Here is a 24,668-nt window from a genome sequence, read left to right on the forward strand (position 1 = left end):
AGATTGAGGCGTATGAGCGACACCGACAACAAACCGACGCTGGGCCGCAAGCCGCTGGGGCTGAAGCGTTCGGTCGAAGCGGGCGAGGTCAAGCAGACCTTCAGCCACGGCCGCACCAACAAGGTGGTCGTGGAAGTGAAGCGCCGCAAGATCGTGAAGCCCGGCCAGGCTCCGGAGGCTGCGGCCCCGGCGCCCGCCGCCGCGCCCGAACCGGCACCGCAGCCGGCTGTCCAGGCTCCGCCGGCGCCCGCGCCGCGCCCGGCCGTCTCGACCGAAACCCGGCTTGAACAGCAGGAACGCCTGCTGCGCGAGGCTGAAGAAGCACGCCTTACCGCGCTGGAAGAAGCCAATCGCCGCGAACAGGAAGAACGCCTGCGCGCGATTGAGGAAGAAAAGCGCCGCGCCGAGGAAAACCGCAAGGCTGAAGAAGAAGCCGCCGCACAGGCATCTGCCGAACCGGAAGCTGCGCCTGCGCCTGCTCCTGAAGCCGCCGCTCCGCCCGCTGCAGAGCCGGAAGCGCCCGCCGCTGCCGCGCCCGCACCGGCTGCTGTAGTACCTGCTGCGCCCGCCGAGGAAAAGCCGGCAGCAGCGTCTGCCCCTGCGCCGCGCATGTTCACGCCTGTCGTCCGCCCCGAGCCGAAGCGCCCGGAAAAGGCCGAGGCTGCCCCCAAGGCGGCCGACAAGCCCGAGAAGAAGCGCGAGGACAAGAAGCCCGCAGGCGGCCGCGGCAACGAACGCAACGATCGCAACAACAGCAATGCCGCCAGCCTGGCGGATCGCCGCCGTGGCGGGAAACTCACCGTCAACCGCGCGCTCAACGAAGATGAAGGCGCCCGTGCCCGCTCGCTCGCCGCGCTCAAGCGTGCCCGCGAAAAGGAACGCCGCGCTCACTTCTCCGGCCAGACGCAGCAGCGCGACAAGCAGGTGCGCGACGTTGTGGTGCCCGAAGCGATCACGGTGCAGGAACTTGCCAACCGCATGGCCGAAAAGGGCGCGGATCTGGTGAAGGCCCTGTTCAAGATGGGCATGATGGTCACCGTCAACCAGACGATCGACCAGGATACGGCGGAACTGCTGGTGACCGAATTCGGCCACAATTTGCAGCGCGTTTCGGAAAGCGATGTCGACATCGACACGTCCGAGGACGTGGATGCCGATGCCACCCTGCAGCCGCGTCCGCCGGTCGTCACGATCATGGGCCATGTCGATCACGGCAAGACCAGCCTGCTCGACGCGCTGCGCGGCACCGATGTGGTGCGCGGCGAAGCGGGCGGCATCACCCAGCATATCGGCGCCTATCAGATCACCACCAAGGGCGGTGACAAGATCACCTTCCTCGATACGCCGGGCCACTCCGCCTTCACGGAAATGCGTGCGCGCGGTGCCAATGTCACCGACATCGTGGTGCTGGTGGTTGCCGCGGATGACGGCATCATGCCGCAGACGATCGAGGCCATCAATCACACCAAGGCCGCCGGCGTGCCGATGATCGTTGCGATCAACAAGTGCGACAAGCCGGAAGCCAACCCGCAGCGCATCCGCGAACGTCTGCTCGAACACGAAGTCGTGGTCGAAGAGATGAGCGGCGACGTGCAGGACGTGGAAGTCTCGGCCAAGAGCAAGCTGGGTCTGGACGATCTGATCGAGAAGATCATGCTCCAGGCCGAACTGCTCGAACTGAAGGCCAATCCGGATCGCGAAGCGGAAGCCACCGTGATCGAAGCCAAGCTGGACAAGGGCCGCGGCCCGGTTGCCACCGTGCTGATCAATCGCGGTACGCTGAAGACGGGCGACGTCTTCGTGGTCGGCACCGAAAGCGGCCGTGTCCGCGCGATGATCGACGACAAGGGCCGCCAGATCAAGGAAGCCCCGCCGTCGCTGCCGGTGGAAGTGCTCGGCCTTGCGGGTGTTCCGATGGCGGGCGACAAGCTCACCGTGGTCGAAAATGAACAGCGTGCGCGCGAAGTCGCCAACTACCGCAAGGAAAAGGCGACCGAAAAGCGTACTGCCATCGCCCCTGCCAGCCTCGACACCATGTTCTCCGCCCTGAAGGACAAGGAGAGCGTGATCGAATTCCCGCTGGTGGTGAAGGCCGACGTGCAGGGCAGCGTGGAAGCGATCAACAATGCGCTCCACAATCTGTCGAATGACGAGATCAAGGTCCGCATCCTGCATTCGGGCGTGGGCGCGATCACGGAAAGCGACGTGACGCTGGCTTCGGCCTCCGGCGCGCCGATCATCGGCTTCAACGTCCGTCCGAACGCCAAGGCGCGCGAACTGATCGACCGCAACAAGACCCGGATGATGTATTACGACGTCATCTATCACCTGACCGAGGAAATCGCGAAGGAGATGGCAGGCGAACTGGGGCCGCTGCGGATCGAAAACGTCATGGGCCGCGCCGAGGTCAAGCAGGTGTTCCCCGCGGGCAAGAAGGACAAGGCCGCCGGCCTCCTCGTGCTCGAAGGCATCATCCGCAAGGGCTTCCACGCACGCCTTACCCGCAACGATGTTATCGTTTCCAAGACGGTCATCGCCTCGCTGCGGCGCTTCAAGGACGATGTGGACGAAGTCCGCGCCGGTCTGGAATGCGGCGTGGTTCTGCAGGACACGAACGACATCAAGGCGGGCGACATGCTCGAAGTGTTCGAAATCGAGGAACGCGAACGGACCCTGTGACGCGCGGCGACCGGGAAGTGAGCTACGAGCCAGGCAAGACGCATGAGATTTGCGATCCGATGCCTGGCTCTCGCTTCCGGGTTTTGCCGAGTGTCCCGGTGATCCTGCCTGTCGTGGCTGGAAATTGATGAACCGCTACGTAGCCTTGCTTGGCAGCATCAATGTCGGTGGTAACCGGCTGAGGATGGAAGACCTGCGCAAGGCGCTGGAGTGGGAAGATTTCGAGGATGTGGAGACGGTTGTTGCCAGCGGCAATGTGCTGTTTTCACATGAGGAACGCCCATCGGAAGGGCTGGCGGAAAAGCTGGCCTATGTCGTGCGCGATGCGTTCCAGATCGATAGTTTCGCCGTGGTGATGAACCGGCAGGAGTTGGTGGCGACACTGGCGGAAAATCCCTTCGCGGAAACGGGCGAGGACAAGCAGGTCCACGTCCATTTTCTCGAACGCCAACCGGAACCGGAAGCTTTTGCCAAGCTGATCGCCGATTATGCCACGCGCGGGCCGGAACGCATTGCTGCGGGCCATCGCGCGTTGCATGTAGATTACGTCAATGGCGCAGGCGTCACGAAGCTGAGCGGGGAATTCATCGCCCGCCGCCTCGGTTGCCGCCACACCGCGCGCAACATCCGCTCGATCCGGCGGATAATCGAGATTATGGAACGCTGATGGCCCGCAACGCTGCAACCGGTGAAGAGAAGTCCGTTCGCCTGCTCAAGGTGGGTGAACGCGTGCGCCATATCCTGTCGGAGCTGCTGGCCCGGCAGGAAGTGCATGACGATACGCTGTCGGCCCATTCCGTCTCCGTCACAGAAGTGCGGATGACGCCGGACCTGCGCAACGCGACCGTCTATGTGAAGCCGCTACTGGGCGAGGACGAGGAAGTGGTGGTGAAGGCGCTGCGCCAGAACACCGCCTATTTCCAGCGCGAAGTGGCCAAGCGGCTCGGCCTCAAATTCGCGGCCAAGCTGCAGTTCCGCACCGATGAGAGCTTCGACGAGGCCGACCGGATCGAGCGCCTGCTGTCCGACCCGCGCGTGTCGCGCGATCTCGGCGAGGACGAATAGTCTGCCTCTGCCGGCAGGCTTGCCCCAATTCATACCGCATAAGTGAAATAGGGCTTGGCCATTGCGCGCCAGCCTGCAACTCTGCCGCCAACTAACCCGATCCTGGACCGTTATGGGGAAAGGTGCAGGCGATGACTGAGGCAGAGATTCCGGCGGGCCCGCCTGCCAAAGGCATTCTCGCGATGGTGGAACGTGTGGGCAATCGCCTGCCCGATCCGGTATTCCTGTTCCTGTGGCTGATCGCCGGGCTGATCGTCACTTCCCTGATCGCAAGCTGGGCAGGCTGGTCCGTGCCCCATCCCACCCAGATTGACGAGGGCACCGGCGCGGCGAGCATCGTGGCCGCCAGCAGCCTGCTGTCGGCCGATAATATCCGGCGGCTGTGGGTGGAGATGCCCGCCACCTTCACCCATTTTCACCCTCTCGGCTATGTGCTGGTGGTGATGCTGGGTGCCGGGGTGGCAGAACGCACCGGCCTGTTCGGAACCGCCATGCGCGCGGCGGTGCGCAATGCGCCTGTGTTCCTGCTCACGCCGATTGTCAGTCTTGTGGGGATGCTCGGCAATCTGGCGGCGGATGCGGCCTATGTGGTGCTGATCCCGCTGGCCGGGATCATATTCCACGCCGCCGGACGTAATCCGATCGTTGGCATTGCGGCCTGCTTTGCCGGGGTTGCGGGCGGCTTTTCCGCCAATTTGCTGCCCGGCCAGCTGGATGCCTTGCTGTTCGGCATCACCGAAGCGGCAGTGGAAACCGCATTCGGCGATTACACGGCCAACATCCTGGGCAATTGGTATTTCATCATCGCCATGACGGCTGTGTTCCTGCCGGTGATCTGGCTGGTGACGGACCGGATCATCGAACCGCGGTTGGGGCCGTGGGATTCCTCCCGCGCCGGTTCCGCCGCCGCTAATGAACAGGAAGACCGTCCCCTGCTGGCGCAAGAGCACAAGGGCCTGCGCCATGCAGCGCTTGGTGCGCTGGGCGTGGTGGCCCTGTGGCTGATCTTTCTGTTCGGGCCGGGCACTCCGCTGATCGACGAGGGCGCTGCACCGGAAGCGCGGCTGACGCCGTTCTATCAAAGCCTTGTGGCAGGGTTCTTCCTGTTGTTCCTGATTTCCGGCTGGGCTTACGGCAAGGCGGCAGGATCGATCACCGACCATCGCAGCCTTGTGAAGATGATGAGCGATGCGATGGCCGACATGGCCTATTATCTCGTCCTCGCTTTCGTGGCCGCGCATTTCGTGGCGATGTTCGGCTGGTCCAATCTTGGGCTGATCATGGCGGTAGAAGGGGCGGACATGCTGCGCGCCTCCGGCCTTCCGGCCTGGGCCTTGCTGGTGCTGATCGTGCTGTTCTCGGCACTGCTGAACCTGCTGATCGGGTCGGCCAGTGCCAAATGGGCGCTGCTGGCGCCGGTCATGGTGCCCATGCTGATGCTGCTGGGCATCACGCCGGAAATGGCCACCGCAACTTATCGCGTGGGGGATAGCGCCACCAACATCATCACGCCGCTGATGGTCTATTTCCCGCTGATCCTGATCTTCTGCCAGCGCTGGCAACAGGATTTCGGGCTGGGCAGCCTTGCGGCGACAATGTTGCCCTATTCCGTCGGGCTGCTGGTCGCGGGGCTGGTGCTGGTGGGCGGCTGGGTGCTGCTGGACCTGCCGCTGGGGCCGGGCGCGCAGGTCTTCATGCCAGTGGCGCCCGGGCGCTGAGCTGAGCGACATCATCGGGGCAAGATAGCTGCTGCCCTGCTGACGACCGGCCAACGGGGCGCTATGTCCCGGCCATGGCCAAGCTCTATTTCTACTATGCCAGCATGAATGCGGGGAAGTCTTCCACGCTGCTGCAGGCGGAATTCAATTATCGCGAGCGCGGCATGGCGACCATGCTGTGGACCGCCGCGCTCGACACACGCTCTCAGGGCAAGCCGATTGCCAGCCGCATCGGGCTGGAGGCAGCCGCCAATCTGTTCGACCGGAATACGGATCTATGGACGCAGGTGAGCATGGCCAATGTCACCCGCGATCTGGCCTGCGTGCTGATCGACGAGGCGCAGTTCCTGACGAAGGAACAGGTGTGGCAATGCGCAAGGCTGGCGGATGAGGCGGGCATTCCCGTGCTCTGCTATGGCCTGCGCACCGATTTTCAGGGGGAATTGTTCCCCGGATCGGCGGCCTTGCTGGGCATAGCCGATGCGCTGATCGAGTTGAAGGCAGTGTGCCATTGCGGGCGCAAGGCGACGATGAACCTGCGGGTGGATGAAAGCGGCGTGGCGGTGCGCGATGGCGCCCAGACCGAGATCGGCGGGAACGAACGCTATGTCGCCCTGTGCCGCAGGCATTTTTCGGAGGCGGTCGCCCCATGAATGACGGGCTATATGTGACGCTGGAAGATGCCGAGCTGCGGCTGGAGCCTCTGGAAGAGCGGCACCGTGAAGGTTTGCGCGCGGCAACTGCCGCCGATTCCGAAATCTGGGCGATCTATCCCACCAATTACGCGGGGGAGGCGTTCGATCCCCAGTTCGACAGCCTGCTGGCTGCCCCGCCGCAGCGTCGGGTCTATGCGATTGTCGTCAATGGCAAGGTTGCGGGGATGACCGCCTGGATCGAACGCGGCGCGCCGGGATGGGCAGTGGAGATCGGCAACAGCTTCATCATGCCCGAATTGCGCGGGACGGGCCTCAATGGCCGGATCAAGCGCCTGATGCTGCGCCATGCCTTTGCCAGCGGGATCAGGCGCGTGGAATTCCGCGTGGATGTGCGCAATGCCCGCTCGCAGGCGGCCGTGCTGAAGCTGGGCGCGCAGAAGGAAGGCGTGCTGCGGGCGGAACGGATCACCTGGAATGCCCATGTGCGCGACACGGCGGTATTCTCGATCCTGTCCGACGAATGGGCTGAAAGAACCGACGGGTAGCTTGGCCTTTCGCATGGCCGCACCTATCTGACGGGCATGAACGAAACGCTCATGTCCGCGCTGGTGCTGATCCCGGCGATGGTCATCGCCATTGTCTTTCACGAAGTCTCGCATGGCTGGACTGCACTGGCGCTGGGCGACACCACCGCACGGGACATGCGGCGGCTGAGCCTCAACCCGCTGCGCCATGTCGATCCGCTGGGCACGGTAATCCTGCCTGGCGTGCTGGCGCTGACGGGGGCGCCCGTCTTCGGCTGGGCCAAGCCGGTGCCGGTAAACGCAAGGCGTCTGCGCAATCCGCGCTATGGCATGATGGTGGTCGCGGCGGCCGGTCCGGTCAGCAATCTGGTGCTGGCGGGTGTGGGCGCCATTGCACTCGGCCTGATGTCCAGAGGCCTTCAGGCCCCGCCGGAGGGGCTGTACGCGCTGGCGATGATGGGCGCGCAATATTTCATCCTGATCAATATCTTCCTGGCCCTGTTCAACCTGCTGCCGATTCCGCCCTTCGATGGATCGCATATCGTGGAAGGCCTGCTGCCGCGCGATGCGGCGCGCGCCTATGCCAAGCTGCGCCCCTGGGGCCTGCCGCTGGTATTCCTGCTGCTGCTGATCCTGCCCAGCCTGATCCCGGGCTTCGACCTTGTCGGCCGTTACCTCGAGCCGGTCGTTACGCAGGTGGAGGATTTCTATTACATCATCGCCGGCTGGGCCGCAGGCATGCCGCAGAACTGAGGCAGGCGCGCGTCGTCACCGTCCTTGAAACACTGCTCGCGCCTTCCGACATAGGGGGCGAGTGGGAGATTGAAAGGAAGTTACGATGAAGCTTTCATTCGCATTGCCTGCCCTCGCGGTGCTGGCAGCCGTTTCCTCCCCGGTTCTGGCGGAAGAAGAACAGGGCGCAGCCCAATCTGCCGAAAAGGTCGCGGAAGCCTATATCCCCTTTGCCAATCACGGCGGCGTGCGCGATTGGCGGGCCGATGGGCGCGAGGTGATCTATTTCCAGGATTCCCATCGCCGCTGGTACAAGGCCGAACTGTTCAGTTCGGCACCGGATTTGCCTTATACGCTGTTCATCGGCCTCGATACCGGTGTTGGCGGCAGGCTCGACCGCTGGAGCAATGTCTATATTTCCGGCCAGCGTTATGCGCTGAAGTCCTTCGTCCGGATCGAGGGCGATCCGCCCAAGAAGGCGAAGAAGGGCAAGAAGCCCGAGGCGGAACCGGCTACCACGGATGCGACAGTCGAGTGATGATATTTACCCGGATAATATGTTGACTATTTGATCCGGGTAAATATATGCGGTGCTCTCAAGGAGCTACCGCATATGGACGTCACCGTATTCCTCAAGGGCGAAGTGATTGCCCGTGGCCCGGCCGAAGACATGGCCGAGCGCCTGAAGGGCATCGAACCGCCGGAGAAAGCGAACGACCTGCTGGCCTTCGACGATGAAACAGGCCGGCAGGTCGATCTCGATCTGCGCCCTGCGGAACAACGCCCACGCGGCCGCCCCGCTCTGGGAGTGAAGGCTAGGGAAGTGACGCTGCTGCCTCGTCATTGGGACTGGCTCGGCGCCCAGCGCGGCGGTGCCTCCGCCACCTTGCGGCGGCTGGTGGATGCGGCGCGGGCACAGGCCAAGACGCCGGAACAATGCCACGACGCGGCCTATCGCTTCCTTTCCGCCATGGCAGGCGACCTGCCGAAATTCGAGGATGCCCTGCGCGAGATCTATGCGGGCAATCCGGTGGGATACGATCACTTCACCCACGGCTGGCCCGAAGGCATCCGCGCCCATGGCCGCGCGCTGGCTTTCCCGGAAGGCACCGCGCAATGAGCGTCCATGGCTGGATCATTCTCGACAAGCCGGTGGGGCTGGGGTCCACTCAGGCCGTAGGTGCCGTGAAGCGCAATCTGCGCGAGGCGGGTTATGGCAAGGTGAAGGTGGGCCATGGCGGCACGCTTGATCCGCTGGCCGAAGGCGTGCTGCCCATCGCGCTGGGCGAGGCGACCAAGCTGTGCGGGCGGATGCTGGACAGCGACAAGGTCTATGAGTTTACTGTGCAGTTCGGGAGCGAAACGGATACGCTCGATCGCGAAGGCACGGTTATTGCCACGAGCGATTTCCAGCCGGGCTTCGGTTCTGTCGAGGCAATTGTCGAACAGAAATTCACTGGGGAAATCGAGCAGATTCCGCCAGCCTATTCCGCGATCAAGATAGATGGCGAGCGTGCGTATGACCGTGCGCGTGCTGGCGAACAGATTGAACTCAAGTCCCGCTTGGTCAATATCCGCCGTTGGGATTACATCGCAGAAGGCTTTGTGGGTGATTGGGACGCAAGCGCTCAATATGCTACGCTTCGAGTAACGGTCTCCAAGGGCACCTATATCCGCAGCCTCGCGCGTGATATAGCGCTGGCGCTCGGCACGGTCGGCCATGTCACCATGCTGCGCCGGGTGAAGGCCGGGCCGTTCACGCTCGATCAGGCGATTTCGCTGGACAAATTGAACGAAATCGGCAAGGGCGCGCCCCTTGAAGACGTAATCCTGCCGCTTGAGGCGGGGCTGGACGACATCCCGGCCCTCGATCTCTCTCCGGAAGCGGCGGTGGCGGTCCGACAGGGCCGTGTCCTCACCGGAATGCCCCAAGGTGACGGGTTGTACTGGGCGAAGGCGGGAAGCGTTCCCGTGGCGCTGGTCGAACTCGAAGCCGGGACGGCGAAAGTCGTCCGGGGTTTCAATCTTTAGCGATGTCGCGGAGCAATACTATGTCGGTTACCGCCGAAAAGAAGACTGAGATCATCCAGGGCAACGCTCGCGTCGAGGGCGACACCGGTTCCCCCGAAGTGCAGGTCGCGATCCTTACGGAACGTATCCGCAACCTGACCGAACACTTCAAGGCGCACCACAAGGACAACCACTCGCGCCGTGGCCTGCTGATGATGGTCAACAAGCGCCGCAGCCTGCTCGCCTATCTCAAGAAGAAGGATGTCGAGCGGTACAACTCGCTGATCCAGAAGCTGGGTCTGCGTAAGTAAGAATTATCGGGAAGCGGCCCCTAGTTGGGCCGCTTTTCGCTTAAGGGGCTGGTTCGCAATTCGGCGAACCGCCTGGGGCAAGTCAAAAACGCCCCGCACCGGACCGGGACGGCATACCCGGTAGCAGAGGCCCCGCGCCGCAATAGGGCCGCGCGGGACATAAGGAAAATACATGTTCGACGTGAAAACCGTATCGCTGGAGTGGGGCGGAAAGACCCTCACTCTGGAAACCGGCCGTATCGCACGCCAGGCCAATGGCGCCGTGCTGGCCACCTATGGCGAAACCGTGGTGCTGTGCGCCGTGACCGCCGCCAAGAGCGTGAAGGAAGGGCAGGACTTCTTCCCCCTTACCGTTCACTATCAGGAAAAGTTCTCCTCTGCCGGCCGTATTCCGGGTGGCTTCTTCAAGCGTGAACGTGGCGCGACGGAAAAGGAAACGCTGGTTTCCCGCCTGATCGACCGCCCGGTGCGTCCGCTGTTCCCCGAAGGTTTCTACAACGAAATCAACGTGATCTGCCAGGTCATGTCCTATGACGGCGAAAGCGAGCCCGACATCGTTGCGATGATCGCCGCTTCGGCCGCCCTGACGATTTCCGGCGTGCCCTTCATGGGTCCGATCGGCGCTGCCCGCGTCGGCTTCAAGGATGGCGAGTATCAGCTCAACCCGTCCCTGTCGGAAGCGGCTGAAGGCCGCCTCGACCTCGTCGTCGCCGGTACGCAGGACGCGGTGATGATGGTCGAATCCGAAGCCAAGGAACTGACCGAAGACGAAATGCTGGGCGCCGTGATGTTCGCCCATGCCGAATCGCAGAAGGTCATCAAGGCGATCATCGATCTGGCCGAAAAGGCCGCGAAGGACCCGTGGGAAGTCGATCTTTCGGACAACACGTCCGAAATGAAGGCGAAGCTTAAGGATCTGATCGGCGCCGATATCGCCGCAGCCTACAAGCTGACCGACAAGTCGGCACGCTCCAATGCGCTGAACGAAGCCCGCGCCAAGGCGAAGGCCGCTTTCGCAGATGAAAGCGCCCAGACCCAGATGGTCGCCAACAAGACCATGAAGAAGCTGGAAGCGGAAATCGTGCGCAGCGCCATCATCAAGGATGGCCAGCGCATCGACGGCCGCACCACCACGCAGGTCCGCCCGATCGAAAGCATGGTCGGCTTCCTGCCGCGCACCCATGGTTCGGCCCTGTTCACTCGCGGTGAAACGCAGGCGATCTGCACCACCACGCTGGGCACCAAGGACAGCGAGCAGATGATCGACGGCCTCACTGGCCTGTCGTATGAAAGCTTCATGCTGCACTACAACTTCCCGCCCTATTCGGTCGGTGAAGTGGGTCGCTTCGGCGCTCCGGGCCGCCGCGAAGTCGGCCATGGCAAGCTGGCATGGCGTGCGCTGCACCCCGTGCTGCCTTCGAAGGAAGACTTCCCCTACACGATCCGCGTCCTGTCGGACATCACCGAGTCCAACGGTTCGTCCTCCATGGCGACCGTGTGCGGTGGCTGTCTGTCGATGATGGATGCCGGTGTTCCCATCGAACGCCCGGTTTCCGGCATCGCCATGGGCCTGATCCTGGAAGGCGAAGAATTCGCCGTGCTGTCCGACATCCTGGGTGACGAAGATCACCTGGGCGACATGGACTTCAAGGTGGCCGGTACGGAAGCGGGCATCACCTCGCTCCAGATGGACATCAAGATCGCCGGCATCACCGAAGAGATCATGAAGCAGGCCCTCGCTCAGGCGAAGGAAGGCCGTGCGCATATCCTGGGTGAAATGACCAAGGCCCTGGGTTCGGCCCGTACCGAACTTTCGGCCCATGCCCCGCGCATCGAGACCATGCAGATCGACAAGTCGAAGATCCGCGAAGTCATCGGCACCGGCGGCAAGGTGATCCGCGAAATCGTGGCTGAAACCGGCGCGAAGGTGGACATTGACGATGAAGGCCTGATCAAGATCTCGTCTTCGGACCTGACCCAGATCGAAGCCGCCAAGAAGTGGATTCTCGGCATTGTCGAGGAACCGGAAGTCGGCAAGATCTACAACGGCAAGGTCGTCAACATCGTCGACTTCGGTGCTTTCGTGAACTTCATGGGTGGCAAGGACGGCCTCGTCCACGTCAGCGAAATGAAGAACGAACGCGTCGAAAAGCCGACCGATGTCGTTTCCGAAGGCCAGGAAGTTAAGGTCAAGGTTCTCGAAATCGATCCGCGCGGCAAGGTTCGCCTGTCGATGCGCGTCGTCGATCAGGAAACCGGCGAGGAACTGGAAGACACCCGCCCGCCGCGTGAACCCCGCGAACCGCGTGGCGATCGCGGTGACCGTGGCGACCGCCGTGGCCCGCGTCGTGATGGCGACCGTGGTGGCCGTGGCGGCGACCGTGGCGGCCGTGATCGTGGCCCGCGCCGCGAGCGTGACGGCGAAGGTGGCGGCAATCCCGACCACATGCCGGCCTTCCTCAAGGACGACTAAGTTCGGGCTGACCTGAACTGAAGGAAATCAGGGCCGCGGGGGTAACCTCGCGGCCCTTTTCTTGCGCGCCCCTCACCGTGGAGGTGTGCGTTGCGCGAAATCTCCAAGATCCTCCCGGTCGCGAGGCGATGGGGAGGTGGCGCGCGCCACCTCCCCATCGCCTCGCGACCGGGAGGATCTTGGAGATTTCGCGCAACGCACACCTCCACGGTGAGGGGCGCGCAAGAAAAGGGCCGCGAGGTTACCCCCGCGGCCCTGATTTCCTTCAGTTCAGGTCAGCCCGAACTTAGTCGTCCTTGAGGAAGGCCGGCATGTGGTCGGGATTGCCGCCACCTTCGCCGTCACGCTCGCGGCGCGGGCCACGATCACGGCCGCCACGGTCGCCGCCACGGCCACCACGGTCGCCATCACGACGCGGGCCACGGCGGTCGCCACGGTCACCGCGATCGCCACGCGGTTCGCGGGGTTCACGCGGCGGGCGGGTGTCTTCCAGTTCCTCGCCGGTTTCCTGATCGACGACGCGCATCGACAGGCGAACCTTGCCGCGCGGATCGATTTCGAGAACCTTGACCTTAACTTCCTGGCCTTCGGAAACGACATCGGTCGGCTTTTCGACGCGTTCGTTCTTCATTTCGCTGACGTGGACGAGGCCGTCCTTGCCACCCATGAAGTTCACGAAAGCACCGAAGTCGACGATGTTGACGACCTTGCCGTTGTAGATCTTGCCGACTTCCGGTTCCTCGACAATGCCGAGAATCCACTTCTTGGCGGCTTCGATCTGGGTCAGGTCCGAAGACGAGATCTTGATCAGGCCTTCATCGTCAATGTCCACCTTCGCGCCGGTTTCAGCCACGATTTCGCGGATCACCTTGCCGCCGGTGCCGATGACTTCGCGGATCTTCGACTTGTCGATCTGCATGGTCTCGATGCGCGGGGCATGGGCCGAAAGTTCGGTACGGGCCGAACCCAGGGCCTTGGTCATTTCACCCAGGATATGCGCACGGCCTTCCTTCGCCTGAGCGAGGGCCTGCTTCATGATCTCTTCGGTGATGCCGGCGATCTTGATGTCCATCTGGAGCGAGGTGATGCCCGCTTCCGTACCGGCCACCTTGAAGTCCATGTCGCCCAGGTGATCTTCGTCACCCAGGATGTCGGACAGCACGGCGAATTCTTCGCCTTCCAGGATCAGGCCCATGGCGATGCCGGAAACCGGGCGTTCGATGGGAACACCGGCATCCATCATCGACAGACAGCCACCGCACACGGTCGCCATGGAGGACGAACCGTTGGACTCGGTGATGTCCGACAGGACGCGGATCGTGTAGGGGAAGTCTTCCTTCGAAGGCAGCACGGGGTGCAGCGCACGCCATGCCAGCTTGCCATGGCCGACTTCGCGGCGGCCCGGAGCGCCGAAGCGACCCACTTCACCGACCGAATAGGGCGGGAAGTTGTAGTGCAGCATGAAGCTTTCATACGACAGGCCAGTGAGGCCGTCGATCATCTGCTCGCTGTCCTTGGTGCCCAGCGTGGTGGTGCAGATCGCCTGCGTTTCACCGCGAGTGAACAGGGCCGAACCATGGGTGCGCGGCAGGAAGCCGACCATGCTTTCGATCGGGCGGACCTGCGTGGTGGTGCGGCCGTCGATGCGCTGGCCATCCTTGATGATGGCGCTGCGCACGATTTCCGCTTCCAGCTTCTTCATGGTCTTGTTGGCGACCATCTGGGTCTGGGCGCTTTCATCTGCGAAAGCGGCCTTCGCCTTGGCGCGGGCTTCGTTCAGCGCATTGGAGCGTGCCGACTTGTCGGTCAGCTTGTAGGCTGCGGCGATATCGGCGCCGATCAGATCCTTAAGCTTCGCCTTCATTTCGGACGTGTTGTCCGAAAGATCGACTTCCCACGGGTCCTTCGCGGCCTTTTCGGCCAGATCGATGATCGCCTTGATGACCTTCTGCGATTCGGCATGGGCGAACATCACGGCGCCCAGCATTTCGTCTTCGGTCAGTTCCTTGGCTTCGGATTCGACCATCATCACCGCGTCCTGCGTACCGGCGACGACGAGGTCGAGGCGGCCTTCAGCCGCTTCCGACAGGGACGGGTTGAGCTGATACTCGCCATCCTTGAAGCCGACGCGGGCAGCGCCGATCGGACCCATGAAGGGCACGCCGGAAATCGTCAGGGCGGCCGAAGCGGCGATCATCGCAACGATGTCGGGCTCGCTTTCGCCGTCATAGGACATGACCTGGCAGATCACGTTGATTTCGTTGTAGAAACCTTCGGGGAACAGCGGACGCACCGGGCGGTCGATCAGGCGGGAAACCAGCGTTTCCTTTTCCGTCGCGCCACGTTCACGCTTGAAGAAGCCACCCGGAATACGGCCGGCAGAGGAGAACTTTTCCTGATAGTGAACGGTAAGGGGGAAGAAGTCCTGCCCTTCCTTCACGCTCTTGGCGGCGGTCACGGCGCACAGCACCACGGTTTCGCCATAGGTGGCCAGCACGGCGCCATTGGCCTGGCGTGCGATACGGCCGGTTTCCAGAGTGAGGGTCTTTCCGCCCCACTCCAGCGATACGGTTTTCACGTCGAACATGTATTTTCCTTATGTCCCGCGCGGCCCTATTGCGGCGCGGGGCCTCTGCTACCGGGTATGCCGTCCCGGTCCGGTGCGGGGCGTTTTTGACTTGCCCCAGGCGGTTCGCCGAATTGCGAACCAGCCCCTTAAGCGAAAAGCGGCCCAACTAGGGGCCGCTTCCCGATAATTCTTACTTACGCAGACCCAGCTTCTGGATCAGCGAGTTGTACCGCTCGACATCCTTCTTCTTGAGATAGGCGAGCAGGCTGCGGCGCTTGTTGACCATCATCAGCAGGCCACGGCGCGAGTGGTTGTCCTTGTGGTGCGCCTTGAAGTGTTCGGTCAGGTTGCGGATACGTTCCGTAAGGATCGCGACCTGCACTTCGGGGGAACCGGTGTCGCCCTCGACGCGAGCGTTGCCCTGGATGATCTCAGTCTTCTTTTCGGCGGTAACCGACATAGTATTGCTCCGCGACATCGCTAAAGATTGAAACCCCGGACGACTTTCGCCGTCCCGGCTTCGAGTTCGACCAGCGCCACGGGAACGCTTCCCGCCTTCGCCCAGTACAACCCGTCACCTTGGGGCATTCCGGTGAGGACACGGCCCTGTCGGACCGCCACCGCCGCTTCCGGAGAGAGATCGAGGGCCGGGATGTCGTCCAGCCCCGCCTCAAGCGGCAGGATTACGTCTTCAAGGGGCGCGCCCTTGCCGATTTCGTTCAATTTGTCCAGCGAAATCGCCTGATCGAGCGTGAACGGCCCGGCCTTCACCCGGCGCAGCATGGTGACATGGCCGACCGTGCCGAGCGCCAGCGCTATATCACGCGCGAGGCTGCGGATATAGGTGCCCTTGGAGACCGTTACTCGAAGCGTAGCATATTGAGCGCTTGCGTCCCAATCACCCACAAAGCCTTCTGCGATGTAATCCCAACGGCGGATATTGACCAAGCGGGACTTGAGTTCAATCTGTTCGCCAGCACGCGCACGGTCATACGCACGCTCGCCATCTATCTTGATCGCGGAATAGGCTGGCGGAATCTGCTCGATTTCCCCAGTGAATTTCTGTTCGACAATTGCCTCGACAGAACCGAAGCCCGGCTGGAAATCGCTCGTGGCAATAACCGTGCCTTCGCGATCGAGCGTATCCGTTTCGCTCCCGAACTGCACAGTAAACTCATAGACCTTGTCGCTGTCCAGCATCCGCCCGCACAGCTTGGTCGCCTCGCCCAGCGCGATGGGCAGCACGCCTTCGGCCAGCGGATCAAGCGTGCCGCCATGGCCCACCTTCACCTTGCCATAACCCGCCTCGCGCAGATTGCGCTTCACGGCACCTACGGCCTGAGTGGACCCCAGCCCCACCGGCTTGTCGAGAATGATCCAGCCATGGACGCTCATTGCGCGGTGCCTTCCGGGAAAGCCAGCGCGCGGCCATGGGCGCGGATGCCTTCGGGCCAGCCGTGGGTGAAGTGATCGTATCCCACCGGATTGCCCGCATAGATCTCGCGCAGGGCATCCTCGAATTTCGGCAGGTCGCCTGCCATGGCGGAAAGGAAGCGATAGGCCGCGTCGTGGCATTGTTCCGGCGTCTTGGCCTGTGCCCGCGCCGCATCCACCAGCCGCCGCAAGGTGGCGGAGGCACCGCCGCGCTGGGCGCCGAGCCAGTCCCAATGACGAGGCAGCAGCGTCACTTCCCTAGCCTTCACTCCCAGAGCGGGGCGGCCGCGTGGGCGTTGTTCCGCAGGGCGCAGATCGAGATCGACCTGCCGGCCTGTTTCATCGTCGAAGGCCAGCAGGTCGTTCGCTTTCTCCGGCGGTTCGATGCCCTTCAGGCGCTCGGCCATGTCTTCGGCCGGGCCACGGGCAATCACTTCGCCCTTGAGGAATACGGTGACGTCCATATGCGGTAGCTCCTTGAGAGCACCGCATATATTTACCCGGATCAAATAGTCAACATATTATCCGGGTAAATATCATCACTCGACTGTCGCATCCGTGGTAGCCGGTTCCGCCTCGGGCTTCTTGCCCTTCTTCGCCTTCTTGGGCGGATCGCCCTCGATCCGGACGAAGGACTTCAGCGCATAACGCTGGCCGGAAATATAGACATTGCTCCAGCGGTCGAGCCTGCCGCCAACACCGGTATCGAGGCCGATGAACAGCGTATAAGGCAAATCCGGTGCCGAACTGAACAGTTCGGCCTTGTACCAGCGGCGATGGGAATCCTGGAAATAGATCACCTCGCGCCCATCGGCCCGCCAATCGCGCACGCCGCCGTGATTGGCAAAGGGGATATAGGCTTCCGCGACCTTTTCGGCAGATTGGGCTGCGCCCTGTTCTTCTTCCGCCAGAACCGGGGAGGAAACGGCTGCCAGCACCGCGAGGGCAGGCAATGCGAATGAAAGCTTCATCGTAACTTCCTTTCAATCTCCCACTCGCCCCCTATGTCGGAAGGCGCGAGCAGTGTTTCAAGGACGGTGACGACGCGCGCCTGCCTCAGTTCTGCGGCATGCCTGCGGCCCAGCCGGCGATGATGTAATAGAAATCCTCCACCTGCGTAACGACCGGCTCGAGGTAACGGCCGACAAGGTCGAAGCCCGGGATCAGGCTGGGCAGGATCAGCAGCAGCAGGAATACCAGCGGCAGGCCCCAGGGGCGCAGCTTGGCATAGGCGCGCGCCGCATCGCGCGGCAGCAGGCCTTCCACGATATGCGATCCATCGAAGGGCGGAATCGGCAGCAGGTTGAACAGGGCCAGGAAGATATTGATCAGGATGAAATATTGCGCGCCCATCATCGCCAGCGCGTACAGCCCCTCCGGCGGGGCCTGAAGGCCTCTGGACATCAGGCCGAGTGCAATGGCGCCCACACCCGCCAGCACCAGATTGCTGACCGGACCGGCCGCCGCGACCACCATCATGCCATAGCGCGGATTGCGCAGACGCCTTGCGTTTACCGGCACCGGCTTGGCCCAGCCGAAGACGGGCGCCCCCGTCAGCGCCAGCACGCCAGGCAGGATTACCGTGCCCAGCGGATCGACATGGCGCAGCGGGTTGAGGCTCAGCCGCCGCATGTCCCGTGCGGTGGTGTCGCCCAGCGCCAGTGCAGTCCAGCCATGCGAGACTTCGTGAAAGACAATGGCGATGACCATCGCCGGGATCAGCACCAGCGCGGACATGAGCGTTTCGTTCATGCCCGTCAGATAGGTGCGGCCATGCGAAAGGCCAAGCTACCCGTCGGTTCTTTCAGCCCATTCGTCGGACAGGATCGAGAATACCGCCGTGTCGCGCACATGGGCATTCCAGGTGATCCGTTCCGCCCGCAGCACGCCTTCCTTCTGCGCGCCCAGCTTCAGCACGGCCGCCTGCGAGCGGGCATTGCGCACATCCACGCGGAATTCCACGCGCCTGATCCCGCTGGCAAAGGCATGGCGCAGCATCAGGCGCTTGATCCGGCCATTGAGGCCCGTCCCGCGCAATTCGGGCATGATGAAGCTGTTGCCGATCTCCACTGCCCATCCCGGCGCGCCGCGTTCGATCCAGGCGGTCATCCCCGCAACCTTGCCATTGACGACAATCGCATAGACCCGACGCTGCGGCGGGGCAGCCAGCAGGCTGTCGAACTGGGGATCGAACGCCTCCCCCGCGTAATTGGTGGGATAGATCGCCCAGATTTCGGAATCGGCGGCAGTTGCCGCGCGCAAACCTTCACGGTGCCGCTCTTCCAGAGGCTCCAGCCGCAGCTCGGCATCTTCCAGCGTCACATATAGCCCGTCATTCATGGGGCGACCGCCTCCGAAAAATGCCTGCGGCACAGGGCGACATAGCGTTCGTTCCCGCCGATCTCGGTCTGGGCGCCATCGCGCACCGCCACGCCGCTTTCATCCACCCGCAGGTTCATCGTCGCCTTGCGCCCGCAATGGCACACTGCCTTCAACTCGATCAGCGCATCGGCTATGCCCAGCAAGGCCGCCGATCCGGGGAACAATTCCCCCTGAAAATCGGTGCGCAGGCCATAGCAGAGCACGGGAATGCCCGCCTCATCCGCCAGCCTTGCGCATTGCCACACCTGTTCCTTCGTCAGGAACTGCGCCTCGTCGATCAGCACGCAGGCCAGATCGCGGGTGACATTGGCCATGCTCACCTGCGTCCATAGATCCGTATTCCGGTCGAACAGATTGGCGGCTGCCTCCAGCCCGATGCGGCTGGCAATCGGCTTGCCCTGAGAGCGTGTGTCGAGCGCGGCGGTCCACAGCATGGTCGCCATGCCGCGCTCGCGATAATTGAATTCCGCCTGCAGCAGCGTGGAAGACTTCCCCGCATTCATGCTGGCATAGTAGAAATAGAGCTTGGCCATGGCCGGGACATAGCGCCCCGTTGGCCGGTCGTCAGCAGGGCAGCAGCTATCTTGCCCCGATGATGTCGCTCAGCTCAGCGCCCGGGCGCCACTGGCATGAAGACCTGCGCGCCCGGCCCCAGCGGCAGGTCCAGCAGCACCCAGCCGCCCACCAGCACCAGCCCCGCGACCAGCAGCCCGACGGAATAGGGCAACATTGTCGCCGCAAGGCTGCCCAGCCCGAAATCCTGTTGCCAGCGCTGGCAGAAGATCAGGATCAGCGGGAAATAGACCATCAGCGGCGTGATGATGTTGGTGGCGCTATCCCCCACGCGATAAGTTGCGGTGGCCATTTCCGGCGTGATGCCCAGCAGCATCAGCATGGGCACCATGACCGGCGCCAGCAGCGCCCATTTGGCACTGGCCGACCCGATCAGCAGGTTCAGCAGTGCCGAGAACAGCACGATCAGCACCAGCAAGGCCCAGGCCGGAAGGCCGGAGGCGCGCAGCATGTCCGCCCCTTCTACCGCCATGATCAGCCCAAGATTGGACCAGCCGAACATCGCCACGAAATGCGCGGCCACGAAAGCGAGGACGAGATAATAGGCCATGTCGGCCATCGCATCGCTCATCATCTTCACAAGGCTGCGATGGTCGGTGATCGATCCTGCCGCCTTGCCGTAAGCCCAGCCGGAAATCAGGAACAACAGGAAGAACCCTGCCACAAGGCTTTGATAGAACGGCGTCAGCCGCGCTTCCGGTGCAGCGCCCTCGTCGATCAGCGGAGTGCCCGGCCCGAACAGAAAGATCAGCCACAGGGCCACCACGCCCAGCGCACCAAGCGCTGCATGGCGCAGGCCCTTGTGCTCTTGCGCCAGCAGGGGACGGTCTTCCTGTTCATTAGCGGCGGCGGAACCGGCGCGGGAGGAATCCCACGGCCCCAACCGCGGTTCGATGATCCGGTCCGTCACCAGCCAGATCACCGGCAGGAACACAGCCGTCATGGCGATGATGAAATACCAATTGCCCAGGATGTTGGCCGTGTAATCGCCGAATGCGGTTTCCACTGCCGCTTCGGTGATGCCGAACAGCAAGGCATCCAGCTGGCCGGGCAGCAAATTGGCGGAAAAGCCGCCCGCAACCCCGGCAAAGCAGGCCGCAATGCCAACGATCGGATTACGTCCGGCGGCGTGGAATATGATCCCGGCCAGCGGGATCAGCACCACATAGGCCGCATCCGCCGCCAGATTGCCGAGCATCCCCACAAGACTGACAATCGGCGTGAGCAGGAACACAGGCGCATTGCGCACCGCCGCGCGCATGGCGGTTCCGAACAGGCCGGTGCGTTCTGCCACCCCGGCACCCAGCATCACCACCAGCACATAGCCGAGAGGGTGAAAATGGGTGAAGGTGGCGGGCATCTCCACCCACAGCCGCCGGATATTATCGGCCGACAGCAGGCTGCTGGCGGCCACGATGCTCGCCGCGCCGGTGCCCTCGTCAATCTGGGTGGGATGGGGCACGGACCAGCCTGCCCAGCTTGCGATCAGGGAAGTGACGATCAGCCCGGCGATCAGCCACAGGAACAGGAATACCGGATCGGGCAGGCGATTGCCCACACGTTCCACCATCGCGAGAATGCCTTTGGCAGGCGGGCCCGCCGGAATCTCTGCCTCAGTCATCGCCTGCACCTTTCCCCATAACGGTCCAGGATCGGGTTAGTTGGCGGCAGAGTTGCAGGCTGGCGCGCAATGGCCAAGCCCTATTTCACTTATGCGGTATGAATTGGGGCAAGCCTGCCGGCAGAGGCAGACTATTCGTCCTCGCCGAGATCGCGCGACACGCGCGGGTCGGACAGCAGGCGCTCGATCCGGTCGGCCTCGTCGAAGCTCTCATCGGTGCGGAACTGCAGCTTGGCCGCGAATTTGAGGCCGAGCCGCTTGGCCACTTCGCGCTGGAAATAGGCGGTGTTCTGGCGCAGCGCCTTCACCACCACTTCCTCGTCCTCGCCCAGTAGCGGCTTCACATAGACGGTCGCGTTGCGCAGGTCCGGCGTCATCCGCACTTCTGTGACGGAGACGGAATGGGCCGACAGCGTATCGTCATGCACTTCCTGCCGGGCCAGCAGCTCCGACAGGATATGGCGCACGCGTTCACCCACCTTGAGCAGGCGAACGGACTTCTCTTCACCGGTTGCAGCGTTGCGGGCCATCAGCGTTCCATAATCTCGATTATCCGCCGGATCGAGCGGATGTTGCGCGCGGTGTGGCGGCAACCGAGGCGGCGGGCGATGAATTCCCCGCTCAGCTTCGTGACGCCTGCGCCATTGACGTAATCTACATGCAACGCGCGATGGCCCGCAGCAATGCGTTCCGGCCCGCGCGTGGCATAATCGGCGATCAGCTTGGCAAAAGCTTCCGGTTCCGGTTGGCGTTCGAGAAAATGGACGTGGACCTGCTTGTCCTCGCCCGTTTCCGCGAAGGGATTTTCCGCCAGTGTCGCCACCAACTCCTGCCGGTTCATCACCACGGCGAAACTATCGATCTGGAACGCATCGCGCACGACATAGGCCAGCTTTTCCGCCAGCCCTTCCGATGGGCGTTCCTCATGTGAAAACAGCACATTGCCGCTGGCAACAACCGTCTCCACATCCTCGAAATCTTCCCACTCCAGCGCCTTGCGCAGGTCTTCCATCCTCAGCCGGTTACCACCGACATTGATGCTGCCAAGCAAGGCTACGTAGCGGTTCATCAATTTCCAGCCACGACAGGCAGGATCACCGGGACACTCGGCAAAACCCGGAAGCGAGAGCCAGGCATCGGATCGCAAATCTCATGCGTCTTGCCTGGCTCGTAGCTCACTTCCCGGTCGCCGCGCGTCACAGGGTCCGTTCGCGTTCCTCGATTTCGAACACTTCGAGCATGTCGCCCGCCTTGATGTCGTTCGTGTCCTGCAGAACCACGCCGCATTCCAGACCGGCGCGGACTTCGTCCACATCGTCCTTGAAGCGCCGCAGCGAGGCGATGACCGTCTTGGAAACGATAACATCGTTGCGGGTAAGGCGTGCGTGGAAGCCCTTGCGGATGATGCCTTCGAGCACGAGGAGGCCGGCGGCCTTGTCCTTCTTGCCCGCGGGGAACACCTGCTTGACCTCGGCGCGGCCCATGACGTTTTCGATCCGCAGCGGCCCCAGTTCGCCTGCCATCTCCTTCGCGATTTCCTCGGTCAGGTGATAGATGACGTCGTAATACATCATCCGGGTCTTGTTGCGGTCGATCAGTTCGCGCGCCTTGGCGTTCGGACGGACGTTGAAGCCGATGATCGGCGCGCCGGAGGCCGAAGCCAGCGTCACGTCGCTTTCCGTGATCGCGCCCACGCCCGAATGCAGGATGCGGACCTTGATCTCGTCATTCGACAGATTGTGGAGCGCATTGTTGATCGCTTCCACGCTGCCCTGCACGTCGGCCTTCACCACCAGCGGGAATTCGATCACGCTCTCCTTGTCCTTCAGGGCGGAGAACATGGTGTCGAGGCTGGCAGGGGCGATGGCAGTACGCTTTTCGGTCGCCTTTTCCTTGCGGTAGTTGGCGACTTCGCGCGCACGCTGTTCATTTTCGACCACGGTGAGCTTGTCGCCCGCCATCGGAACACCCGCAAGGCCGAGCACTTCCACCGGCAGCGACGGCGGGGCTTCCTTGATCTGGCGGCCCTTGTCGTCGATCATCGCGCGGACACGGCCGCTTTCGGTGCCGACCACGAAGACGTCGCCCGTCTTCAGCGTACCGCGATTGATCAGCACGGTGGCAACCGGGCCGCGGCCCTTGTCCAGCTTGGCTTCGATCACGGTGGCTTCCGCTTCGCGATCCGGATTGGCCTTCAGTTCGAGCAGTTCGGCCTGGAGCATGATCTTCTCGATCAGATCGTCCAGACCCAGCTTGCTCTTGGCCGAGACTTCCACGTCCTGCACGTCGCCGCTCATCTCTTCGACCACGACTTCGTGTTCGAGCAGACGTTCGCGGATGCGCTGCGGGTTGGCTTCCGGCTTGTCGCACTTGTTGATCGCAACGATCATCGGCACGCCGGCGGCCTTGGTGTGATTGATGGCCTCGATCGTCTGCGGCATGATGCCGTCATCCGCGGCAACCACCAGCACCACGATGTCGGTGACATTGGCACCGCGCGCACGCATTTCCGTGAAGGCGGAGTGGCCCGGCGTATCGAGGAAGGTGATCTTGTCACCGCCCTTGGTGGTGATCTGATAGGCGCCGATATGCTGGGTGATGCCGCCCGCTTCGCCGCGCACCACATCGGTGCCGCGCAGCGCGTCGAGCAGGCTGGTCTTGCCGTGATCGACATGGCCCATGATCGTGACGACCGGCGGACGCGGCTGCAGGGTGGCATCGGCATCCACGTCCTCGGACGTGTCGATGTCGACATCGCTTTCCGAAACGCGCTGCAAATTGTGGCCGAATTCGGTCACCAGCAGTTCCGCCGTATCCTGGTCGATCGTCTGGTTGACGGTGACCATCATGCCCATCTTGAACAGGGCCTTCACCAGATCCGCGCCCTTTTCGGCCATGCGGTTGGCAAGTTCCTGCACCGTGATCGCTTCGGGCACCACAACGTCGCGCACCTGCTTGTCGCGCTGCTGCGTCTGGCCGGAGAAGTGAGCGCGGCGTTCCTTTTCGCGGGCACGCTTGAGCGCGGCGAGCGAGCGGGCACGGGCGCCTTCATCTTCGTTGAGCGCGCGGTTGACGGTGAGTTTCCCGCCACGGCGGCGATCCGCCAGGCTGGCGGCATTGCTGTTGTTGCGATCGTTGCGTTCGTTGCCGCGGCCGCCTGCGGGCTTCTTGTCCTCGCGCTTCTTCTCGGGCTTGTCGGCCGCCTTGGGGGCAGCCTCGGCCTTTTCCGGGCGCTTCGGCTCGGGGCGGACGACAGGCGTGAACATGCGCGGCGCAGGGGCAGACGCTGCTGCCGGCTTTTCCTCGGCGGGCGCAGCAGGTACTACAGCAGCCGGTGCGGGCGCGGCAGCGGCGGGCGCTTCCGGCTCTGCAGCGGGCGGAGCGGCGGCTTCAGGAGCAGGCGCAGGCGCAGCTTCCGGTTCGGCAGATGCCTGTGCGGCGGCTTCTTCTTCAGCCTTGCGGTTTTCCTCGGCGCGGCGCTTTTCTTCCTCAATCGCGCGCAGGCGTTCTTCCTGTTCGCGGCGATTGGCTTCTTCCAGCGCGGTAAGGCGTGCTTCTTCAGCCTCGCGCAGCAGGCGTTCCTGCTGTTCAAGCCGGGTTTCGGTCGAGACGGCCGGGCGCGGCGCGGGCGCCGGCGGAGCCTGGACAGCCGGCTGCGGTGCCGGTTCGGGCGCGGCGGCGGGCGCCGGGGCCGCAGCCTCCGGAGCCTGGCCGGGCTTCACGATCTTGCGGCGCTTCACTTCCACGACCACCTTGTTGGTGCGGCCGTGGCTGAAGGTCTGCTTGACCTCGCCCGCTTCGACCGAACGCTTCAGCCCCAGCGGCTTGCGGCCCAGCGTCGGTTTGTTGTCGGTGTCGCTCATACGCCTCAATCTATCCTTCGTATTCTCTATTCGTCGTCCGTACCGTGGTTAATCACCG

General features: G+C 63.1%; 24 protein-coding genes. 12 read left to right on the forward strand and 12 right to left on the reverse strand.

What is annotated here, in order from left to right:
- Positions 1-12 precede the first annotated feature (12 nt).
- From infB (SZ64_RS17615) to pnp (SZ64_RS17670), 12 genes are all read left to right on the forward strand, one after another.
- On the forward strand, positions 13-2,679 hold the full coding sequence (infB, locus tag SZ64_RS17615) for a translation initiation factor IF-2 (protein WP_054532000.1): 2,667 nt from the start codon (positions 13-15) through the stop codon (positions 2,677-2,679).
- A 127-nt stretch (positions 2,680-2,806) separates the two neighbouring features.
- Positions 2,807-3,346, forward strand: a complete 540-nt coding sequence (locus tag SZ64_RS17620) for a DUF1697 domain-containing protein (RefSeq protein ID WP_054532001.1) — start codon at positions 2,807-2,809, stop codon at positions 3,344-3,346.
- Positions 3,346-3,744: a 30S ribosome-binding factor RbfA gene (gene rbfA, locus SZ64_RS17625; protein ID WP_054532002.1), complete on the forward strand. Its 399-nt coding sequence runs from the start codon at positions 3,346-3,348 to the stop codon at positions 3,742-3,744. Before SZ64_RS17620 ends, rbfA (SZ64_RS17625) begins: the two co-directional genes overlap by 1 nt.
- 131 nt (positions 3,745-3,875) lie before the next feature.
- Positions 3,876-5,462, forward strand: a complete 1,587-nt coding sequence (locus SZ64_RS17630) for an AbgT family transporter (protein ID WP_054532003.1) — start codon at positions 3,876-3,878, stop codon at positions 5,460-5,462.
- Positions 5,463-5,536: 74 nt separating this feature from the next.
- Positions 5,537-6,115 carry a thymidine kinase gene (locus SZ64_RS17635; protein ID WP_054532004.1) on the forward strand — a complete coding sequence of 193 codons (579 nt, stop codon included), beginning with the start codon at positions 5,537-5,539 and terminating at the stop codon, positions 6,113-6,115.
- The gene (locus tag SZ64_RS17640) at positions 6,112-6,663 is read left to right on the forward strand and encodes a GNAT family protein (RefSeq protein ID WP_054532005.1); all 552 of its coding nucleotides are present in this window, start codon (positions 6,112-6,114) and stop codon (positions 6,661-6,663) included. Before SZ64_RS17635 ends, SZ64_RS17640 begins: the two co-directional genes overlap by 4 nt.
- Positions 6,664-6,699: 36 nt before the next feature.
- On the forward strand, positions 6,700-7,395 hold the full coding sequence (locus SZ64_RS17645; RefSeq protein WP_054532006.1) for a site-2 protease family protein: 696 nt from the start codon (positions 6,700-6,702) through the stop codon (positions 7,393-7,395).
- Between the two features lie 85 nt (positions 7,396-7,480).
- Positions 7,481-7,912 (forward strand): DUF6491 family protein, encoded by a 432-nt coding sequence (locus tag SZ64_RS17650; RefSeq protein WP_054532007.1) that lies wholly within the window; start codon positions 7,481-7,483, stop codon positions 7,910-7,912.
- A 75-nt stretch (positions 7,913-7,987) separates the two neighbouring features.
- Positions 7,988-8,494 carry a DUF2239 family protein gene (locus tag SZ64_RS17655; protein ID WP_054532008.1) on the forward strand — a complete coding sequence of 169 codons (507 nt, stop codon included), beginning with the start codon at positions 7,988-7,990 and terminating at the stop codon, positions 8,492-8,494.
- Positions 8,491-9,405, forward strand: a complete 915-nt coding sequence (gene truB, locus SZ64_RS17660) for a tRNA pseudouridine(55) synthase TruB (RefSeq protein WP_054532009.1) — start codon at positions 8,491-8,493, stop codon at positions 9,403-9,405. Before SZ64_RS17655 ends, truB (SZ64_RS17660) begins: the two co-directional genes overlap by 4 nt.
- Before the next feature lie 20 nt (positions 9,406-9,425).
- Entirely contained in the window at positions 9,426-9,695 is a 270-nt protein-coding gene (gene rpsO, locus SZ64_RS17665) for a 30S ribosomal protein S15 (protein WP_054532360.1), read from the forward strand.
- Between the two features lie 172 nt (positions 9,696-9,867).
- Positions 9,868-12,168: a polyribonucleotide nucleotidyltransferase gene (pnp, locus tag SZ64_RS17670; protein ID WP_054532010.1), complete on the forward strand. Its 2,301-nt coding sequence runs from the start codon at positions 9,868-9,870 to the stop codon at positions 12,166-12,168.
- A 286-nt stretch (positions 12,169-12,454) separates the two neighbouring features.
- Here pnp (SZ64_RS17670) and pnp (SZ64_RS17675) read toward each other — a convergent pair whose 3' ends face one another.
- The 12 genes from pnp (SZ64_RS17675) to infB (SZ64_RS17730) all read right to left on the reverse strand — a co-directional run bounded on the left by pnp (SZ64_RS17675) (position 12,455) and on the right by infB (SZ64_RS17730) (position 24,610).
- Entirely contained in the window at positions 12,455-14,755 is a 2,301-nt protein-coding gene (gene pnp / locus SZ64_RS17675) for a polyribonucleotide nucleotidyltransferase (protein WP_054532010.1), read from the reverse strand.
- Between the two features lie 172 nt (positions 14,756-14,927).
- Entirely contained in the window at positions 14,928-15,197 is a 270-nt protein-coding gene (gene rpsO, locus SZ64_RS17680; RefSeq protein WP_054532360.1) for a 30S ribosomal protein S15, read from the reverse strand.
- 20 nt (positions 15,198-15,217) lie between these two features.
- Positions 15,218-16,132 carry a tRNA pseudouridine(55) synthase TruB gene (gene truB, locus SZ64_RS17685; RefSeq protein ID WP_054532009.1) on the reverse strand — a complete coding sequence of 305 codons (915 nt, stop codon included), beginning with the start codon at positions 16,130-16,132 and terminating at the stop codon, positions 15,218-15,220.
- On the reverse strand, positions 16,129-16,635 hold the full coding sequence (locus SZ64_RS17690) for a DUF2239 family protein (RefSeq protein WP_054532008.1): 507 nt from the start codon (positions 16,633-16,635) through the stop codon (positions 16,129-16,131). The genes truB (SZ64_RS17685) and SZ64_RS17690 overlap by 4 nt, the downstream gene beginning before the upstream one ends.
- Positions 16,636-16,710: 75 nt before the next feature.
- Positions 16,711-17,142, reverse strand: coding sequence for a DUF6491 family protein (locus SZ64_RS17695; protein WP_054532007.1), 432 nt, complete (start codon positions 17,140-17,142; stop codon positions 16,711-16,713).
- Between the two features lie 85 nt (positions 17,143-17,227).
- Positions 17,228-17,923 (reverse strand): site-2 protease family protein, encoded by a 696-nt coding sequence (locus SZ64_RS17700; protein ID WP_054532006.1) that lies wholly within the window; start codon positions 17,921-17,923, stop codon positions 17,228-17,230.
- A 36-nt stretch (positions 17,924-17,959) separates the two neighbouring features.
- Complete coding sequence (locus tag SZ64_RS17705; protein ID WP_054532005.1) at positions 17,960-18,511, reverse strand: GNAT family protein; 552 nt, start codon at positions 18,509-18,511, stop codon at positions 17,960-17,962.
- Positions 18,508-19,086, reverse strand: coding sequence for a thymidine kinase (locus tag SZ64_RS17710; RefSeq protein ID WP_054532004.1), 579 nt, complete (start codon positions 19,084-19,086; stop codon positions 18,508-18,510). Before SZ64_RS17710 ends, SZ64_RS17705 begins: the two co-directional genes overlap by 4 nt.
- Before the next feature lie 74 nt (positions 19,087-19,160).
- A complete protein-coding gene (locus SZ64_RS17715) occupies positions 19,161-20,747 on the reverse strand; it encodes an AbgT family transporter (protein WP_054532003.1) in 1,587 nt (528 codons plus the stop codon).
- 131 nt (positions 20,748-20,878) lie between these two features.
- A complete protein-coding gene (gene rbfA, locus SZ64_RS17720; RefSeq protein ID WP_054532002.1) occupies positions 20,879-21,277 on the reverse strand; it encodes a 30S ribosome-binding factor RbfA in 399 nt (132 codons plus the stop codon).
- Positions 21,277-21,816: a DUF1697 domain-containing protein gene (locus SZ64_RS17725; protein ID WP_054532001.1), complete on the reverse strand. Its 540-nt coding sequence runs from the start codon at positions 21,814-21,816 to the stop codon at positions 21,277-21,279. The genes rbfA (SZ64_RS17720) and SZ64_RS17725 overlap by 1 nt, the downstream gene beginning before the upstream one ends.
- 127 nt (positions 21,817-21,943) lie before the next feature.
- A complete protein-coding gene (gene infB, locus SZ64_RS17730; RefSeq protein ID WP_054532000.1) occupies positions 21,944-24,610 on the reverse strand; it encodes a translation initiation factor IF-2 in 2,667 nt (888 codons plus the stop codon).
- Between the last annotated feature and the right edge of the window lie 58 nt (positions 24,611-24,668).

It is taken from the genome of Erythrobacter sp. SG61-1L, from assembly GCF_001305965.1.
Lineage (GTDB): Bacteria > Pseudomonadota > Alphaproteobacteria > Sphingomonadales > Sphingomonadaceae > Andeanibacterium.